An 18076-nucleotide genomic window follows, 5' to 3' on the forward strand; every position below is an offset into this window, starting at 1 on the left:
ACGCGCAAGGGCCGCTGCTCTCAAACATGTTTTGAGCGTAGTGGCCCTTTACCTTTAACCTGCCAACGGGCGGTGGTCCGGCGGCGACGGGTACCAGCGCGGCATCGGTTGCGGAAAAGTGGGAAGATAGTTTGGTGAACTCTGAATCTCTTGAGGAAATCAACGCGCCGGAAGCAGGCGACACCGCTCCTTACATTGGTTGGGAACGCCGTGCAGTAATCGACCTGTCCGCGATCCGCAGCAACGTCAAGCAAGTCGCCGACCTGGTGGCCCCGGCTAAAGTCATGGCCGTGGTCAAGGCCGACGGATACGGGCACGGAGCTTTGCCGGTTGCCACCGCGGCACTGGAGGCCGGTGCGCGCTGGATTGGCTGCGCCCATGTGGCCGAGGCCCTCGCCCTGCGCGAGGCGGGCATCGAGGCGCCCATGCTCGCCTGGCTGCACACCAATGACACGCCATTCGAAAAGGCCATCTCCGAGGGAATCGACCTCGGAGTCTCCGGCTGGGATCTGGAGCTGATCGCGGCCGCCGCGCAGGCGGTACAGACCCCGGCCCGCATCCACCTGAAGGTTGATACCGGGCTTGGACGCAACGGATCCACCATGGCCGACCTTCCCTCCTTGCTGGAACGCGCCGCGAAGTTCCAATCCGAAGGCCTGCTGCGCGTCGTAGGAGTGTTCTCCCACCTTGCGGTCGCCGATGAACCAGAGCGCCCCGAAACGGATCTGCAGCTCGAGGTCTTCGACCAGGCCATCGAAATGGTGGAGGCGGCCGGCTTCAATCTCGAAATGCGCCACGTCGCCAATACCCCGGCGATTCTCTCCCGCCCGGACTCGCACCACGAAATGGTGCGCTTAGGTCTTGGCCTCTACGGGTTGAGCCCGTTCGAAGGTGAAACACCGGCCACCTATGGATTGCGTCCGGCAATGAAGCTGGTCACCAAGGTCGCCAACGTGAAAAAGGTCAACACCGGGCAGGGCGTCTCCTACGGGCTGCGCTACCTCACCGCAAAAGAAACCTATCTGGCGCTGATCCCGATGGGATACGCCGATGGACTTCCACGCGTGGCTACCGGTGCTCCGGTCACCATCCACGGCAAGACCTATCCGGTGCGTGGCACGATCGCCATGGACCAGTGCGTTATTGATCTGGGGCTGGATATTGATCCGACCGAATTCCTCGGTGCCGAAGCGATCATCTTCGGCGAAGGGGGAGAGTCCGCGACCACCTGGGCGCACGCGGCCAACACCATCAACTACGAGATGGTCACCCGCATCTCGCCGCGCGTACCGCGCTACTACGTTGAGGGAACCTGGGGCCAAGCCGGTGACTAAAGAAGTTCTGGAATTCAGCTGCCAATTAGAAGACCTGACCGCTACCGAAGCACTCGGTGAAGCCCTGGGCGGTCAGCTGTCCGCAGGGGACTTGGTGATCCTCACCGGATCTCTTGGAGCAGGCAAGACCACCTTGACGCAATCGCTCGGGCTGGGACTGAACGTCCGCGAGGGAATCATCTCGCCCACCTTCGTGCTCGCCCGCCAGCACCCGTCATTGGGGAATGGGCCGGGGCTGATCCATGTGGACGCCTACCGGCTCAACGGGGATAGCGACGTGGACACCCTGGATCTGGAATCCACCCTGACCGATTCGGTCACCGTGGTGGAGTGGGGCCTTGGCAAGGTTGAGCACTTGAGCGATTCGCGGCTGGAAATCCAGCTGGACCGTGAGGTCTGGGCCGTTCCGGCGAGCAACCCGTGGGAAGAATCAGACGAAGAGCTCGACGAGCCTCGCCTATTCACGCTCAAGGCCATAGGCCCGCGCTGGGCCGACGAGAATTTCACCGAACTGAAAAACGCTTTGCTGCAGGCCATCGGGCTGCAACACTCGGGAGAAACACATGCCTAACTATCTGTCCATAGACACCTCGGCGCATGCCTCGGTGGCGCTGGTCGATTACACCACTGGTTCAGTAATCGCTCAGAGAACCTCGCCGAAAGGCAACGACCAGACCGAAACTCTGGCCAGCTACGTCCGGGACCTGCTGGAGGAGAACAATGAAGAGGGCAAGAACTTGGCTGGCATCTTCGTTGGTGTGGGCCCTGGCCCCTTTACCGGACTGCGCGTCGGCCTGGTGGCTGCACGCACGTTCGGCTTTGTCTGGAACGTTCCGGTCCATGGAGTCATGTCGCTGCATGCGCTCGCCGAACGTGTGCTTCGTTCCGGTGAGAACCCGAAAGAATTCGTGGTGGCCTCGGATGCCCGTCGTAAGGAACTGTACTGGGCGCGCTATGACGCAGAGGGTAAACTGCTGGACGGTCCGCATGTATCCGCTGCTACTGAGCTGCCTGTGCTACCGGTTTATGGCGTGGGCGCTGGCTTGTATAAGGAACAGCTGGAATCCGTTGGTAGCCAGCCACGGGAACGTTCCTTTGACTGGGTAATCGATGCACGGCATCTGGCCCATCGTGGCATGGATGACCTGGCATCTGGACTCGATCTGTCGGATACCGCTCCGCAATACCTGCGTGAATCCGATGCCCAGGTACCGGCGTTCATGAAGAAGGCCAAGGCATGAGCATTACCCTTCGCGAGATGACATCCGAAGACATTCCCGCAGTCCACACGCTGGAAACCCAGCTGTTCCCCGAGGACGCTTGGCCACTGGCCGGATTCGAAGCCGAGCTGGCCCAGCTGGAGACTCGAAAATACTGGGTCTATGAGGACGCCGGTAAGATCATCGGCTACGCCGGCTTATGCACCGTGCTGCCAATCGCCGACGTGCAAACCATCGCGATCATTCCCGAGTACCAAGGCCAAGGACTAGGCCGGGCACTGCTGACGGAACTGATCAACACCGCACGGGCCAATCGTGCCTTGGATCTGATGCTCGAGGTGCGCTTTGACAACCCCTCAGCCATTGGACTCTATGAGTCCATGGGATTTGAGACCATCCATCGCCGCCCGCGCTACTACAAGGGTGGCATCGATGCGCTGATCATGCGCCTTCCACTGCACGCGCTAGATACTCCGGAGGCCACCGAATGAGCACCCCACAGCACCCCCTAGTACTGGGCATCGAATCCTCTTGTGATGAAACAGGAATCGGGATCGTGCGCGGCACCCAATTGCTGGCCAACACCGTATCCAGCTCCATGGATGAACACGTGCGCTTTGGGGGAGTCATCCCGGAGATCGCCGCACGCGCGCACCTCGAAGCGTTTGTGCCCACCTTGGAGCAGGCGCTCGCCGAAGCAGACGTAACTCTGGAAGAAATCGACGCGATCGCAGTGACCAGCGGTCCCGGGCTAGCTGGTGCGCTGATGGTGGGTGTGGCTGCGGCAAAGGCGCTGGCGCTGGCTACCGGAAAGCCGCTGTACGGAATCAACCACCTAGTGGCGCATGTGGGCGTCGGCGTGCTGGAAGGCACGGTCCTTCCACCGACCTTCGGAGCGCTGCTGGTCTCCGGCGGGCATACGGAGATCCTGAAGGTCACCTCGTTGACCAACGATGTGCAGCTGCTCGGTGCGACCATCGATGACGCGGCGGGCGAAGCCTATGACAAGACCGCCCGCTTGCTGGGCCTGGGCTATCCGGGTGGACCGGCCATCGACAAGGCCGCCAAAGACGGAGACAAAAAGGCGTTCCGTTTCCCGAGAGGGCTGTCGCTGCCGAAGTTCGTGGGCTCCGCCGAAAAACCGGGCAAGCACCGGAACAACTTCTCCTTCTCTGGGCTGAAGACCGCGGTGGCTCGCTGCGTGGAGCACTTCGAAGCCAACGGGGAAGTAGTCCCCGTGGCAGATATTGCCGCATCTTTCCAAGAAGCTGTGGTGGACGTGATTACCTCCAAGGCTGTTCGCGCTATGCAGGAGAATGGGCTAAAGACCTTACTGCTTGGTGGGGGAGTCGCAGCCAATACTCGTCTTCGGGAACTGCTTGCGGCACGTTGTGCTTCGGCTGGCATCACGTTAGTGGTTCCGCCGTTCTCGCTGTGCACGGATAACGGGGGCATGGTTGCCGCGCTTGGAGCTCAGTTAGTGGCCGCTGGCGCCGAGCCTTCGGGCCTGGATTTTGCTACAGATTCGTCGCAACCGGTCACTAATATTGTGCTGGAGCCACGCGGCTAAGTATCTGGCTAGAGATGCAGTAAGCGTCCGTACCCTTCGGGGTGCGGACGCTTACTGCGTTGATCATGTAGATGAGTAGGAGCCTGCAATAACCCGGTTGCGGAGTTCGCCAATTCCCTCAACACGGCAGAAGACCTCATCGCCCGGGGTGTTCTGGTGACATCTAGCAGGCAGTCCGGTCAAAACGACAGTACCCGGGCGCAGGGTCATGAAAGAACGATGATGATGCATCAACATGAGCTAGATTCTGGCGAACGGTTGAAAACGCGCCAACGGAGCGGGATGCTGTGAGTCTCAAAGGCAACCCGCTCCGCTTGAACGAATGCTCAGTTAGGCGTCAACAGCAGTTTTTGAGTGACGAATGAATGGGTCACCCATGACTTGCTGATCGTCCTTTTTCAGCGCAAAGAATCCATATACTCCAGCAAGCAGCACTACCAACGAGATGGTGATGAAGGTCTGGCGGTAGCCCACCTGGTCGTGGAGCATGCCCAACGGTGTGGAGAGCAAGACGTTTCCAATTTGCGAAGATACCTGGAACCCAACCATGTACAAGGTTGCAGACAACGCCGGATTGAAGTGCAGGGTGAAGTAACGGAACACCGGAAGAATGAACAACGGCGTTTCGATGGCGTGCAGCATCTTAATTGCGGAGACGAGCAGCGGATCATCAACGAGCGCGCAGCCCAAGATACGAACGAACATGATGGCGACACCCAAGAGCAGTGCTGAACGCACGCCCACGCGGCGCATTAGCAGAGGTACGAGTCCCAGCATGGCGGCTTCAACGAAGACCTGCACCGAGTTGAGGATGCCATAGACTTGCTGACCGGTTTCCTGGTCTTCAAAGAGTCCCGTGTAGAAGTCGGGGAACATTTGCTGATCAAAGACCGTGTAGAACGTCCAGGACAGCATCACGAATACGATGATGAGCCACAGGCTTGGTAAACGGAAAAGGCCCAGCATTTCACGGAAGCCCGGAGTAGATGCTGGAGACAGTTTTCCGCTGCTTGGGAGAGGAGCTACTGGTTTGGCTTCGAAGCGCCAAAGCAACAACATCAGCAAATGGACCAGTCCGAGTACCGAGCCGATCCAAAAATTCAGCATTGGGTTGATAGTAAACAGGAAGCCTGCAGCCAGTGCCACGACGGCGTAACCGAATGATCCCCACATGCGCGCTTGTCCGTATTCGAAGTTAAAGCGGCGGCTGTAACGTTCGGTAAGCGCTTCAAAGAGGCCTACGCCTGCAAGGAATCCAACGGAGAATACGACTGCGCCGGCAATAACACCCATCATGAAATGGGACTGCAACAGCGGCTGGTAGACCCACATGCAGAACGGTCCGGTAAGCGCGGTCACCGCGGCAATTACTACCGCAAGATGCTTTCTCAGACCCAGACGGTCTTGCAGTGCACCATAGCCGAACATCAAGAACAGCGTCACGAGCGAGTTCACCGAATAGACGGTACCGACCTGTGCGCCGCTGAGTCCCAAACCGTTGGATTCGCTGGTGAGCCAAATTTGGAAGAATGACCACCAAATTCCCCATGATGCGAAGAACAGCAGCATCGAGAAGGAACTGTGAAGGTACGTAGGGTTTCTAAGAGTTGTGCTTAGTCCAGTCATCTTTGCCCTGGTTTCTTTGTAATCGTTGGAAAGTTCTTAGTGAGCTAATGCGCGGGAGAAATCGTCGACCCACGGTGGATTCGCACCGGCCTGTCCCACGGTTAATGCTGCCGAAGTTAACGCGTGGTGCAGCGCTTGCCTGATATCAGCTGGTTCGGAGGCGGTTCCGGTGCGGAGCGCTTGAGCTAGCTCAGGCAGCGAGAGCACACCGTAAAGAAGTCCGGACATGAACGCGTCACCGGCGCCGATGGTGTCTTTGAGGTCTGTCGGCAAGGCCGAGATGTCATATCGATTTCCGTGGGTTACAGCTAGGCAGCCGTCACCACCTTGAGTCATCACCGCGAAAGCTGGCCCGAGGCTGGAAACATGCGCCAATACGTCCCACAGATCCAGATCAGGGTAGAGCCACTGAGCGTCTACATCGCTGAGCTTAACGATATGACTCAGTCTCATCAGCAATTCGATTCGTTCGATTGCTGTTTCGCGGTCTTCCACCAGATCTGGACGAAGATTTGGGTCGTAACTGCGCAGTGAACTAGTTGCGGCATGAGTGAAGGCATCAACGATGCTCTGCCCCGAGGGTTCAATCCACGCGGCTATGGAGCCAGTATGCAAGAGTTCGGTGATGGCGTCTGCTGCCACTGGTGGAATCTGCTGGTGGATATCAAAGGTGTAATGGGCGTTTAGTTGCTCGTCAACGTGAACCTGAGCCACCGAGGTGGCCCGCTCGGTGACCGAGCCGGAAGCTACCTTCACACCTGCTTGCCTCAGATGCTCGGCAATTTGTTGCCCATGGGCATCTTGGCCAAATTCGGTATGGAATTGCACAACATGTCCTAGGCGAGCGAGTCCGACGGCAACGTTCAGTGGTGAACCACCGGGGTGGGCCAAACCCGAGACTACGTCTACTAACGATTCTCCCATGACGGTAATACTGCTCATGCGCTGCGCTCCAAGCTCGTTTCACTCAATGGCAGGACACCCACAGCTGCGCGCGTGCTGCCGGAGTAATGGAGCACCCCATAGGCTGGCGCAGCTTCGCCGGTGAGCTGATCGGTCAGTGAGCGGCGGCCATCCGCACCCAGAATTTCAATGGAACCATGATCCAGAAGAACCTGGACGACTAGCTCGGTGGAATCCTCCGGTAAAGGCATGCGTTGGCTGGAAGCGTAGAGCTCATGCTCAACCTTGCCTGCGCCGCGGTGGTGCTGAATCAAAGTTGGTTCAACGGTCACTTCGCTGATCACGCTGTGATCTGCGCGGTGCAGGAGCAATCGTGCCTGTCCGGTGAAGTCAGCGGGGAGGCTCAGTTCCAAAAGTGCCGGGGTATTGAGCTCAATGCGCGTATCGCCGGTAAGCACCGCGCTGGTTGGTACAGGGGACTCGGGCAGGCCGCTAAGGCGTTGACGAATTTCAAAACCGCCGTCGCCAAGCTGCACCAAGTCCAGGGTGCGAGCTGCGCTCATGGAACCGCGCCAGCCGTCGTGGGGCAGATCGCGGGCGTAGTCCCAGTTGCTCATCCAAGCGATGATGGTTTGCTGGTCTACAGGCAGGCCGTGGAAACTGACGCCCGCGTAGAAGTCGCGGCCCCAGTCCAGCCAGCTGCCCCGGCTTAGCTGCTCGAAGGCCAGGGAATGATGGGCTTCCTGCTGCTTGTCGGGGGTGAATGTGAAACCGTCAAATTCTCCCACGAAGTATTGGGTTCCGGAGCCACCTGCCACGCCGCCGGGATTCAGCGAAACGAGCAGAACCCACTTGAGCTGATCGTTGCCGGTGACCGGCAGCTGGATGAGGTCCGGGCATTCCCAGATGCCGGCGATGGCTGCTTGCGGGCCGAAGCTAGATGCTTCGGTCCAGTCGATGAGGTTTTCCGAACGGTAGATCAGCACGCGGCGTTCGATGGCTTCTACTGCCACCATGACCCAGCACGAGCCTTGGGAGGATTCGTAGCGGAAGACCTTGGGATCACGGAAGTTCTTGGAACCACGGTCCAGTACCGGGTTCTGTGCGTACTTGGTGAAGGTTGCTCCACCGTCCAGCGAGTAGGCCAGCGCTTGGGACTGGTTGCTATCGTCCTTGGCTGCCGCGGTGTACACCGCGATGATCGGCGCGGTGCTTCCATCTCCGAGGCCGCTGGTGTTCTCCTGATCCACAACGATGGAGCCGGAGAAGATGTCTGCGGCATTCCCGTGCAGGATGGCGATGGGAAGTTCGGTCCAGTTCACCAGATCGGTGCTGACCGCGTGTCCCCACGACATGTAGCCGTGGCCAACTCCGTTGGGGTTGTGCTGGAAGTACAGGTGGTATTGCTCGCCGTCAAAGAACAAACCGTTGGGATCGTTGATCCAGTTTTTCTTGGGGGAGAAGTGAAGCTCGGGTCGCATGACCGCGACTTGTTGTAGTTCGGGCAACGTCGCCATCCTTAATCAAGATCTGCTAAATGCATTTAGCATAAGACTGTAACAGCGTCAGGACGTCGCTGCAATAGGCTAGGCTCGAATAATTGCAGGTACCCAGTCGCAAGAAGGACACGTGAATACGCAAAAAGCAAAGCGGGTAACAATAGCTGACGTCTCAGAAGCTTCAGGGATGTCAAAGGCCGCAGTCAGTTTGATCCTGAACAACAAGCCAGGGACCAGGCTTTCCGCAGAGGCCACCGAGAGAGTTCGCGCGGCAGCCAAGGAACTGGGTTACCGTCCAAATGCTGCCGCTCAGTCATTGCGCAGTGGCAAGACTCGAACCCTAGGGCTGATTTCTGATCAGGTCACGGTCACACGTTTTGCTTCCGGCATGATCACCGGCATTCTCCGCGCGGCCGAGGAGCGCGGCCATACGGTGCTGATTGCAGAGACCTTCGGGAAACCAGATCAGCTAGCTGAAGCCATCAAGCAGATGGCTCATCGGGACGTTGATGGTCTCATCCTGGGATTTATGGATTCACGGAAACGTGACTTAAAAATCCCGGCCACGGGTCTGCCCACCATATTGGTCAATGGACTTGATGGCAGCCCCTGCACCGCGGTGCTGCCGAACGAGCTGGATTCCGGTGCCCGTGCGGTGCAGCGAGTTCTGGAAACCGGTGCTAGAAGTGTCGCGCTGATCGGGGCGCATCAAAATGCTGAGAATGACCCGATGAGCTATCCGAGTATTACCCGCCGCTTCACTTCGCTGCGCAACGCCTTGCAAGAATCGAAACTTGAAGTACTCGGCGAATGGGTTCTCGAAGACTGGAATCCCACCGACGGCTATGCGGCGACCGCTCAAATGCTCACCGATGGGCACAAACCTGATGCTGTCATCTGCGCGAATGACCGCGTGGCCATGGGAGTCTTCCAGGCATTGGCCGAACAAGGACTAGTTCCCGGCAAGGATCTTTCGGTTCTTTCCTTTGACGATGAGATTATCGCTAGCTATCTGCGTCCGCAGCTGACATCGATCAGACTTCCTTATGAAGAAATGGGAGCGCTCGCCGTTGAGTTGCTTCTTGATGGAAAGCTGGATCCTGTTGAACATCAGGTGGAGATGCCGCTGATTGAACGCGATTCAATGAAGGCCCGCTGAACCAAAGCTGACCGAGCTTGGGAGCTAAAGATTCTTAGGGCTCGAACTGTAGGGAAGTGCCACGGCCTCCCGGTGTAACTCGTGAAGCTTATTTGCCGAGAGCCGAATTGACTAGCCTCTTCACCGCGTCTGATCGTCAAATTCCTGGATACCCAGAATAGTTTCTGGGTAGTTCCGTGCGCCCAAATATCTTGCCGCGGGAGATGCCGGTTTTGTCGAAAGCGCGCGATCTTTGCAGGGATCTGCATTTACGCACAAATAAGAATCGACTGCTTGACACCCGTAAGTGATGTGCGTTACCTTATTTCTCAGCGTAGTAACGCGCGTTACTGAATCGTGTTAGCAAATCTGCAATACGGCCAGTTTCGCATTGATCTCAACGGGGAGGAGGGGAAATGACGCAGCAATCCGTGACCATGGCCGATGTCGCCAAGGCGGCCGGCGTAAGCCGAACAACCGTCTCATTTGTGCTCAACGGCCGGATGGAAGCAAATATCCCCGAAACCACCAGAGAGAGAATCAACCAGACGGCGCGCATGCTGGGCTACCGCCCCAATGCGGCCGCACGAACTCTGGCTAGCAAACGCAGCGCCTGGTTCGGTCTGGTGACCGAGATTGCTACATCGCCATTTGCTACCGACGTGATCAAGGGAGCACAACGCTCGGCATGGAAAGATGGAAACTTTCTGCTCATCGCACCCAGCGATGATGACCCCGGCATGGAAATGCTCGCGGTGGAGAAGCTCCTTGAGCAGCAAGTAGGCGGGCTGATCATTGCAACCACCTGGCACCGAGAAATCATCGTGCCGGAGAATGCAAAATCGGTTCCCTGCGTTTTGGTCAACTGCTTCGACGCCGCCGGAGAATTTCCATCAATCGTCCCGGACGAAGTGGCAGGCGGTTACGCCGCAGCCGAAATCCTCGCACGGGCCGGACACACCAACATTGGACATATCACTGTTGCCCAAGGAATCCCTGCTCAGATCGGGCGCCAAACCGGCATGAAGCAGGCTCTGCGTGATCACGGAATCAGCCAGGAAGAGTCAAAGATTGTTGCCGGTGACGGTACCGCCGATAGCGGATATCACGGAACTCAAGAGTTACTGGCTCAACCAGATCCGCCGACCGCGATCTTCTGCGGTAATGACCGGATCGCCATGGGCGCCTATGACGCAATCAAGGAACTCGGTTTGCGAGTGGGGGAAGACATCTCAATCGTCGGGTTTGATGATCAAGAGATTCTGGCACCACATATGCGACCAAAACTGACAACCATCGCCTTGCCCTTTGAAGAAATGGGTATGGCAGGGGTGTCATTACTGAACCAAATGGTAGAGGGCTCACCGATTGAGAATCGCCAAATTACCATCGGCTGCCCTCCACGCATTCGTTCATCTGTGGCCATGCACGGCCAAAGATGAGCTTCCCCTCCGCTACACATCACATGAATGGATGAGGAACTTCCATGATAATCAAATACTTACGCCGCGCGCACCTTGCCGTGGCTGCGACCGCCGCGATCGGCGCGCTCGCACTGACCGGATGCGTCGCATCAAATCCAGGCGGAACCGAAGCCGACGGAGCAACAACCAGCTCAGCGTTCCTCACCATCCCGCGTGAAGACATGGGTACCTTCTCCAAGAATTTCAACCCGTTCTCTCCCAACGCCGCGCCAATGACCGGCCAGTCCATCTACGAGTCCATGCTGGTTTACAACCCAGCCGGCGGCGACACGGTACCCTGGCTGGCCACCGACTGGGTAGCGGGCAGCGACGGCAAATCGCTGACCTTCACTCTGCGTCCAGGAGTCAAGTTCTCCGACGGCACCGAGCTGACCTCCAAGGACGTGAAGCTTTCGGTGGAACTGCAGAAGGAACTGCTCGGCGGCTACGACTATCTGAAGTCCATCAAGACCCCGGATAAGACCACCGTGGAGTTCACCTTCAAGAAGGCCTTCGCTCCGGCACTGTACGAATTGGGACAGCAGGTCATCGTGCCTGCGCACATCTGGTCCAAGTTCGACAAGCCGGGCAACGAAGAGAACCCGACCCCTGTCGGCACAGGCCCGTACACCGAGATCGCCAACTTCCAGGCCCAGTCCTTCGAGCTGCAAAAGAACCCGAACTACTGGCAGCCCGAGAAGCAGAAGCTTGGCGGCATCCGGATGCTCGCCTTCGCCGGTAACGACGGTGCCAACCTGGCCGCGATCTCCGGCGATGTCGACTGGACCCAGACCTACATGCCAGATATCCAGACCACCTATGTGGACAAGGATCCAGAACACCGCCACTACTGGTTCCCAACCACCGGGGCAGAGATCAACTGGCAGCTGAATACCACCAAGGAAGAATTCTCCGACGTCCGGGTGCGCAAGGCGCTGAGCATGGCCGTGGACCGTGAGCAGGTTGTTAAGGTCGGCATGACCGACTACACCGTTCCGGCCGACTGCACCGGACTGTCGGGCAACTACGACAAGTGGCGTGATGCCTCCGTCGTGGAGAAGTGCGACTGGACCAAGCGCGATCTTGAAGGCGCGAAGAAGTTGCTGGATGAAGCTGGATACAAGGAAAACGCCCAAGGGCAGCGCACCACCCCAGACGGTAAATCATTCACCTTCGACATCTCCGTGGGTTCAAGCTCCACTGACTGGCTGTCGGTAGCAAATATCATCGCGCAGAACCTTCAGGACGTGGGCATCAAGGCCACCGTTGATTCCCCTGACTGGGCCGCGGTGACCGCAGCCTACGAGACCGGTGAATTTGATACCGGCATCGTCTGGACTGCTAACGCTCCGACCCCGTATCAGTACTACCTGAACCTCATGGGAAGCCAAAACGTCAAGCCGGTCGGCAAGCAGACCTTTGACAACTACCACCGCTTCAGCGACAAAAAAGCAGATGACCTGCTGAATGAGTTTGTTGCCACAAGTGATGAAGGCGAGCAGAAGCAGGTCATCAATGACTTGCAGTCGCTGTATAGCGAACTAGCTCCGGTTGTGCCGTTGTTCCCTGGCCCGGAGTGGGGTGCCTACACCACCGAGAACTTTGTTGGTTGGCCCACCGAGGAAAACCCTTACGCGACTCTGAGCAACCGCGCACCGACCACCGTGCTGGTGCTCACCAACCTAGAACCCGCGAAATAGCATCAAGCTCCCACGTGGTGGGCAGTCACTAGCTGCCCACCACGACGCGATCTTTCGTGAAGGACACATATTATGAGCTTCCTCTTCCGGCGTCTGGGCTTTTACCTGCTAGCCTTCTGGGCGTCCATCACCCTGAACTTTCTGCTGCCGCGGCTGATGCCCGGTGACCCGGTCACCCGCATGCTTTCCCGCTCGCAGCAACGCCTCGAACCACAGCAGGTCGACGCGCTACGCACCATGATGGGCGTAGACGGCGGCCCGCTCATCCCCGAATACTTCAGCTACCTTGGCCGCATCCTCACCGGCGATTTCGGCATGTCGATTTCCCGTTTCCCCACGCCAGTCTCCGAAGTTATCGCCTCTCAGCTGCCTTGGACCCTGCTGCTCGGTATCACCTCATTGGTGATCGCGGTGATCCTCGGCAACCTGCTGGGTATCCTCGCGGCCTGGCGCCGTGGCGGTTTCCTGGACTCGGTGGCTCCGCCGCTGCTGGTATTCATTGGTTCCTTCCCGTACTTCTGGCTCGCCATGGGAGCGCTGTACATCTTTGGCATCAATATGGGTGTCGCCCCGATGCGTCACGCCTTCTCCGTGGGTCTGGTCCCCGGATTCAACCTTGAATTCATTTTGGATGTGGCAGCTCACCTGTTCCTGCCGGCACTAACTATTGTGCTGGTGTCCTTGGGCGGCTGGATGCTGGGCATGCGCAACACCATGATCGCAACCAACTCCGAGGATTACATTCTGATGGCCGAGGCCAAGGGCCTGCGCCCGCACCGCATCATGCTGAACTATGCCGCACGCAATGCAATGCTGCCCTCAGTGACAAGCATGGGCATGAGCATCGGATTTATCGTCGGTGGAGCCTTGCTCACCGAAGTAGTGTTCGCCTACCCGGGCGTTGGCTACCAGCTGCTCGCTGCAGTCCAAGGCCTTGACTACCCATTGATGCAGGGCATGTTCCTGACCATTACCGCCGCGGTGCTGATCGCGAACTTCCTTGTAGACCTGGTCTACGTCCGACTCGACCCTCGTGTGCGGAAGGGCTGAACCTCATGAGCCAGATAACCACAGATTCCCTGACCTTGATTCCCGAGGACCCGGCGGCAGAAAGCGCCACGGATCGCGCTCGGCTGGGTGCCACACGCCTGCTGCGAACCTTGCTGCGCAACGGCAAGGCGGTGGCTGGGCTGAGCATCATTGTAGTGTTCATTGCGCTGGCCCTGCTGGCCCCGGTGTTCTTCCCGGGAGATCCGGCGCGCATCACCTCTGCCGGTGCCGCCGCGCCGAGTCTGGAACACTGGCTGGGCACCACCACTAAGGGCCAAGACGTCCTTGGTTTGACCTTGTGGGGAGCGCGCTCCTCGCTATTTGTCGGCTTTGCCGCTGGTATCTTGTCCACCGTGATTGGCGTGCTGATCGGTTTGAGCGGTGCGTACTTCGGCCGTGGTCTGGACGAGGCGCTCTCGCTGGTGACCAACGTGTTCCTGCTGGTTCCGGGTCTGCCGTTGTTGGTCATCCTGGCAGCATTCATGCCGCCGGGTCTTGGAACGGTCATCGTGGTGCTGGTGATTACCGGTTGGGCCGGTAGCGCCCGCGTCATGCGATCTCAAGCCATGTCCATTCGGGGCAAAGATTATGTGGCGGCCGCTCAGGTATCCGGTGAACGTCCACTGCGCATAATGGTGCGCGAGATCTTGCCAAATATGGCCTCGGTGGTCATGACCACTCTGCTGGGCTGCATCATCGGTTCCATTGGTGCCCAGGCCGGGCTCGAATTCCTGGGTCTGGGAGACGTAAACACACTCTCCTGGGGTACCAACCTGTTCTGGGCTACCAGCGATGGTTCGCTGATGCTCGGACAGTGGTGGATTTTTGTTCCATCGGGTCTGGCTATTGCGTTGGTGGCCTTCGCCTTGGCGTTGTGCAACTACGCGGTAGATGAGATTACCAACCCGCGCCTGCGCCGGCCAAAGCATGCAACGAAGAGCACCGCGGCGACCACCGTGGCGCGAAAGGAAGAAAAATGAGCGTCCCGGTATTGGAAGTTCAGGACCTGACCGTCGAATACGTCAGCGACGAGCGTGCAGTTCGCGGTGCGGACCGGGTCAGCTTCACCATCCATTCCGGTGAGATCTTTGGCCTGGCCGGTGAGTCCGGCTGCGGCAAGTCCACGATCGCGAACTCGATCATGCGTCTGCTCAAAGACCCTGCCCGGATCAGCAACGGCAAAGTCCTCTTTGACGGGACCGATGTGCTGGGCATGGATGAGGCAGCGTTGCGCGCCTGGCGTTGGAATAACGTGGCCATGGTGTTCCAGTCGGCCATGAACTCCCTGAACCCGGTCACCCGTATCGGTGAGCAATTCATCGACGTGATCCGCACCCACCGTGGCGGTACCCGGGCGGCCGCGCTGCATCGTGCCCACGAACTGCTTAAGATGGTGCGCATCGATCCGGTACGGTTGCGCGCTTACCCGCACCAGCTTTCCGGAGGCCAGCGCCAACGCATTGTCATCGCCATGGCCTGTGCTTTGAACCCGCGGCTGTTGATCCTTGATGAACCTACTACTGCGCTAGATGTGGTGGTTCAGCAGGAGATCTTGGAGCAGATCCGTGAACTGCAAAAAGAACTCGGCTTCGCGATTCTGTTCATCACCCACGACATGTCGTTGATGCTTGAACTTTCTGACCGTATTGGCATCATGTATGGCGGTCGTATTGTGGAGCTGGCTCCGGCGACAACGCTGCGACATGGTTCTCGGCACCCCTATACTCAAGCGCTGCTGGGAGCTTTCCCACCTCTGCATGGCCCACGGGTTAAGCTCACAGGGCTGGCCGAAGGCACCAAATTCACCAACATCCAGGATCTGGAAGACACCGGCGAGGGCCATTGGGTGGCTCCCTCGGATCAGCCTGTGCTGTCGCAAGGAGAACTGCTATGACTTCAACTGCTACCCTACGGACCGCAGTGGGCCCGGCCGTGCGAATCCGTTCGCTGAGCAAATCGTTCACCGGCTCGGCGCTGTTTAGTCGAAAGAAAATTCCTGCCTTGCGGGATATCGATCTGGAGATGCAACGCGGGGAAATCGTGGCACTGGTTGGGGAGTCGGGATCCGGCAAGTCAACGCTGGCCCGTTGTCTTGCTCTGCTTGAAACTCCGGATTCCGGCGAGGTTCTGGTTAATGGAAAAGACATTGCGGGGCTGAAGGGGGCAGCGGTGCGCAAGTACCGCAGCGAAGTGCAGATGGTCTTCCAAGACCCATTCGGTTCGCTGAATCCTACCTTCCGCGTGGAGCATATCTTAGAACGTGCATTGGCTCTGCACCAGCCAGAAATTAAATCAAAGCGCAGTGAAATGGCAAAGCTGGTGAGTACCGTGGGCCTTAGCCCGGATGTGCTCTCTTCCTTCCCGCATGAGCTCTCTGGGGGACAGCGTCAGCGCATCGCCATTGCCCGTGTGCTGGCGGCCAAGCCGAGCATCATTCTGGCCGACGAACCGACTTCAATGCTAGATGTCTCGGTGCGCATTGGTGTGTTGAACCTGCTGCATAAGCTGCGTGACGAGCATGGGATCACCATCTTGTACGTCACCCACGATCTGGCTTCGGCCCGTTACCTCTCGGACCGAATTGCCGTGCTCAACGAGGGGCGAATCGTGGAATCAGGAGAATCCGTGCAACTGCTGGATAACCCGAGCCATCCATATACTCAGCTGCTCGTGGGTGCGGTGCCTGACCCTGACCGAGACAGTAGCCTCGACGCACCAAAGCGCGCGGCCTTACGCGAACAAATCCAGCGCTGGTCCACCAGCGCCAACCTGCAAAAGCACGTTATCGATGAATCAAGCCAGCACTGGGTGTTGGCGGACGAAAGCGAAATGACATGAGCCCAGAAAAAGACATGGCCATTGGCGGGCCGTCCAGACGAAGCGTCGTTGCGACCCTGACCTCGGCCACTGCATTGACACTGGCAGGACTAGGCGCTGGGGCAGCCTTTGCGGCCCCTGCAAAACGGGGGAAAAATGATAAGAAGGCTTCTGCTGCGATGAGCTACCGTCCCAGTTATCACTTTAGCGTTCCGGATAATTGGAAGAATGACCCGCAGCGTCCGGTGTATCTGGACGGTGAATACCTGTACTACTACCTTTACAACGAGGACTACATTCTCGGTGGCAGCGGTACGAGCTGGCGCTTGGCGACCACCACGGACCACGTGAACTTCACCGACCACGGAGTAGCCATCAGCAAGCATGAAAGCCCTAACGGGGATTGCTGGTCCGGCTCGATTGTCATCGACGAAAAGAACACCGCGGGCTACGGGGAAGGCGCGTTGATTGCTCTGGTCACCCAGGCACCGGGCGGGGTGCAAGCGCAGTACCTCTGGTACTCCACCGATAAGGGACGCAGCTTCAAGCCCGGTGGAACCAAGCCGGTACTGGCTAACCCGGGCGTGGAAGCCTTCCGGGACCCGAAGATCATCTGGCATGAGCAAAGCTCACAGTGGGTCATGCTTAATGCTGAGGGGGACCGGATTGGGTTGTATACCTCGGTGAACCTGAAGCGGTGGAAAAGAACCAGCGAATTTGTACGCACCACCTTGGGCACCCTCGAATGCCCGGACCTGTTCCAGATCCAGGCTTCTGACGGAACCAATCATTGGGTGCTTGGCACCAGCGCCAATGGCAAGCCACGTGATCTGCCCGCCACCTACGCATACTGGGTGGGCGACTTTGATGGAAAGGCCTTCACCACCAAGGAAGATGATCCGCAATGGCTTGACTGGGGCTTTGACTTCTATGGTGCGGTGACCTATCCGGACCATCATGTCGACGGGAGTGAAAATCCTGAACTGCGCCGTGTCATTGGGTGGAACAACTTCTGGGATTACCCACACAATGCCCCAAGCATGGCCACAGATGGCTATAACGGTGATGACATGATTGTGCGCGAGGTGCGAATGATCGCCGGTGCTGAAGGCTACTACCTCGCCTCGCTTCCGGTAAAGCAGTTGGACAAGCTGGCCGGTCCGGCTAAAAGTCTAGGCAGCCCGGTGGTATCTGGGGACTACGTCCTGGGTTTCTCTAGCAGCGCTTATGAGCTGGAATGCGAATTGAGCTGGGATCCGGCTAGCCCGCCGGAGAACGTGGGATTTGAGCTATGCCGGGCAAAAACCGGCACGCGTCACGTGGCCACCGGAATCTATCTGGCCGGAGGGTTCGCCTACGTGAACCGCAAACCAAGCTTCCACCCCGGGGATAAGAGCGAAACCAAGAGCCCAATAGAGGCACCAAGCGGAAGACTCAAGGTACGCATCCTGGTGGACCGCTCCAGCGTCGAGGTGTTCTTGGGGGACGGCAGGATCGTCCACTCGCACCGGGTATTCCCGCTGGCTTCGGATTCCGGGATCAAATTGTTCGTTTCGGGCGGGACGGCAACGTACAAGAACCTCACCGTGCGCAAGCTGGCATTCGCTTAGAAGTTAGTCGGGGGCTCGGGCAAGCCTGGTATGGTGCTAGGCCAGTTCCCGAAACCCGGTGATGGCCCGGGGAACCTTGCTTCCCCCGGGCCAACCCTACTTTTCCTGGCGCAAAGAGGAGTTCCTGGCTGGCAGCGCAATGGGAT

Annotated in this window: 17 protein-coding genes; 13 read left to right on the forward strand and 4 right to left on the reverse strand. The window is 58.3% G+C overall.

What is annotated here, in order from left to right; genetic code table 11:
- Positions 1 to 134 precede the first annotated feature (134 nt).
- Genes alr through tsaD form a run of 5 tightly spaced genes read left to right on the forward strand, consistent with a single transcriptional unit; the run spans position 135 to position 4124 of the window.
- Positions 135 to 1334: an alanine racemase gene (gene alr, locus CQ015_RS14380; protein WP_105650437.1), complete on the forward strand. Its 1200-nt coding sequence runs from the start codon at positions 135 to 137 to the stop codon at positions 1332 to 1334.
- Positions 1327 to 1905: a tRNA (adenosine(37)-N6)-threonylcarbamoyltransferase complex ATPase subunit type 1 TsaE gene (tsaE, locus tag CQ015_RS14385; RefSeq protein ID WP_105650438.1), complete on the forward strand. Its 579-nt coding sequence runs from the start codon at positions 1327 to 1329 to the stop codon at positions 1903 to 1905. The genes alr and tsaE overlap by 8 nt, the downstream gene beginning before the upstream one ends.
- Positions 1898 to 2575, forward strand: coding sequence for a tRNA (adenosine(37)-N6)-threonylcarbamoyltransferase complex dimerization subunit type 1 TsaB (tsaB, locus tag CQ015_RS14390; RefSeq protein WP_105650439.1), 678 nt, complete (start codon positions 1898 to 1900; stop codon positions 2573 to 2575). Before tsaE ends, tsaB begins: the two co-directional genes overlap by 8 nt.
- On the forward strand, positions 2572 to 3045 hold the full coding sequence (gene rimI, locus CQ015_RS14395; RefSeq protein ID WP_105650440.1) for a ribosomal protein S18-alanine N-acetyltransferase: 474 nt from the start codon (positions 2572 to 2574) through the stop codon (positions 3043 to 3045). The genes tsaB and rimI overlap by 4 nt, the downstream gene beginning before the upstream one ends.
- Entirely contained in the window at positions 3042 to 4124 is a 1083-nt protein-coding gene (gene tsaD, locus CQ015_RS14400) for a tRNA (adenosine(37)-N6)-threonylcarbamoyltransferase complex transferase subunit TsaD (RefSeq protein WP_105650441.1), read from the forward strand. Before rimI ends, tsaD begins: the two co-directional genes overlap by 4 nt.
- 63 nt (positions 4125 to 4187) lie before the next feature.
- Here the strand turns inward: tsaD and CQ015_RS19595 are convergent, their stop codons facing one another.
- The 4 genes from CQ015_RS19595 to CQ015_RS14420 all read right to left on the reverse strand — a co-directional run bounded on the left by CQ015_RS19595 (position 4188) and on the right by CQ015_RS14420 (position 8161).
- The gene (locus CQ015_RS19595; protein ID WP_105650442.1) at positions 4188 to 4361 is read right to left on the reverse strand and encodes a fumarylacetoacetate hydrolase family protein; all 174 of its coding nucleotides are present in this window, start codon (positions 4359 to 4361) and stop codon (positions 4188 to 4190) included.
- A 93-nt stretch (positions 4362 to 4454) separates the two neighbouring features.
- A complete protein-coding gene (locus CQ015_RS14410) occupies positions 4455 to 5750 on the reverse strand; it encodes an MFS transporter (RefSeq protein ID WP_105650443.1) in 1296 nt (431 codons plus the stop codon).
- Positions 5751 to 5786: 36 nt separating this feature from the next.
- Positions 5787 to 6692, reverse strand: coding sequence for a carbohydrate kinase (locus CQ015_RS14415; protein WP_105650444.1), 906 nt, complete (start codon positions 6690 to 6692; stop codon positions 5787 to 5789).
- On the reverse strand, positions 6689 to 8161 hold the full coding sequence (locus CQ015_RS14420; protein ID WP_181150433.1) for a glycoside hydrolase family 32 protein: 1473 nt from the start codon (positions 8159 to 8161) through the stop codon (positions 6689 to 6691). Before CQ015_RS14420 ends, CQ015_RS14415 begins: the two co-directional genes overlap by 4 nt.
- 121 nt (positions 8162 to 8282) lie before the next feature.
- Between CQ015_RS14420 and CQ015_RS14425 the strand changes: the two genes are divergently transcribed.
- The 8 genes from CQ015_RS14425 to CQ015_RS14460 all read left to right on the forward strand — a co-directional run bounded on the left by CQ015_RS14425 (position 8283) and on the right by CQ015_RS14460 (position 17930).
- On the forward strand, positions 8283 to 9311 hold the full coding sequence (locus tag CQ015_RS14425) for a LacI family DNA-binding transcriptional regulator (protein ID WP_258138566.1): 1029 nt from the start codon (positions 8283 to 8285) through the stop codon (positions 9309 to 9311).
- Between the two features lie 395 nt (positions 9312 to 9706).
- Entirely contained in the window at positions 9707 to 10732 is a 1026-nt protein-coding gene (locus CQ015_RS14430) for a LacI family DNA-binding transcriptional regulator (RefSeq protein ID WP_105650446.1), read from the forward strand.
- Positions 10733 to 10776: 44 nt separating this feature from the next.
- Positions 10777 to 12453 carry an ABC transporter substrate-binding protein gene (locus tag CQ015_RS14435; RefSeq protein ID WP_105650447.1) on the forward strand — a complete coding sequence of 559 codons (1677 nt, stop codon included), beginning with the start codon at positions 10777 to 10779 and terminating at the stop codon, positions 12451 to 12453.
- Positions 12454 to 12525: 72 nt separating this feature from the next.
- Positions 12526 to 13503 (forward strand): ABC transporter permease, encoded by a 978-nt coding sequence (locus tag CQ015_RS14440; RefSeq protein WP_096256852.1) that lies wholly within the window; start codon positions 12526 to 12528, stop codon positions 13501 to 13503.
- A 5-nt stretch (positions 13504 to 13508) separates the two neighbouring features.
- Positions 13509 to 14483: an ABC transporter permease gene (locus CQ015_RS14445; RefSeq protein ID WP_105650448.1), complete on the forward strand. Its 975-nt coding sequence runs from the start codon at positions 13509 to 13511 to the stop codon at positions 14481 to 14483.
- On the forward strand, positions 14480 to 15397 hold the full coding sequence (locus CQ015_RS14450; RefSeq protein ID WP_105553110.1) for an ABC transporter ATP-binding protein: 918 nt from the start codon (positions 14480 to 14482) through the stop codon (positions 15395 to 15397). Before CQ015_RS14445 ends, CQ015_RS14450 begins: the two co-directional genes overlap by 4 nt.
- A complete protein-coding gene (locus CQ015_RS14455) occupies positions 15394 to 16341 on the forward strand; it encodes an ABC transporter ATP-binding protein (RefSeq protein WP_105650449.1) in 948 nt (315 codons plus the stop codon). Before CQ015_RS14450 ends, CQ015_RS14455 begins: the two co-directional genes overlap by 4 nt.
- Positions 16338 to 17930, forward strand: coding sequence for a glycoside hydrolase family 32 protein (locus CQ015_RS14460; protein ID WP_258138563.1), 1593 nt, complete (start codon positions 16338 to 16340; stop codon positions 17928 to 17930). The genes CQ015_RS14455 and CQ015_RS14460 overlap by 4 nt, the downstream gene beginning before the upstream one ends.
- Positions 17931 to 18076: the final 146 nt, after the last annotated feature.

This window comes from Arthrobacter sp. MYb221 (assembly GCF_002979835.1).
In the GTDB taxonomy this organism is placed as follows: Bacteria; Actinomycetota; Actinomycetes; order Actinomycetales; family Micrococcaceae; genus Glutamicibacter.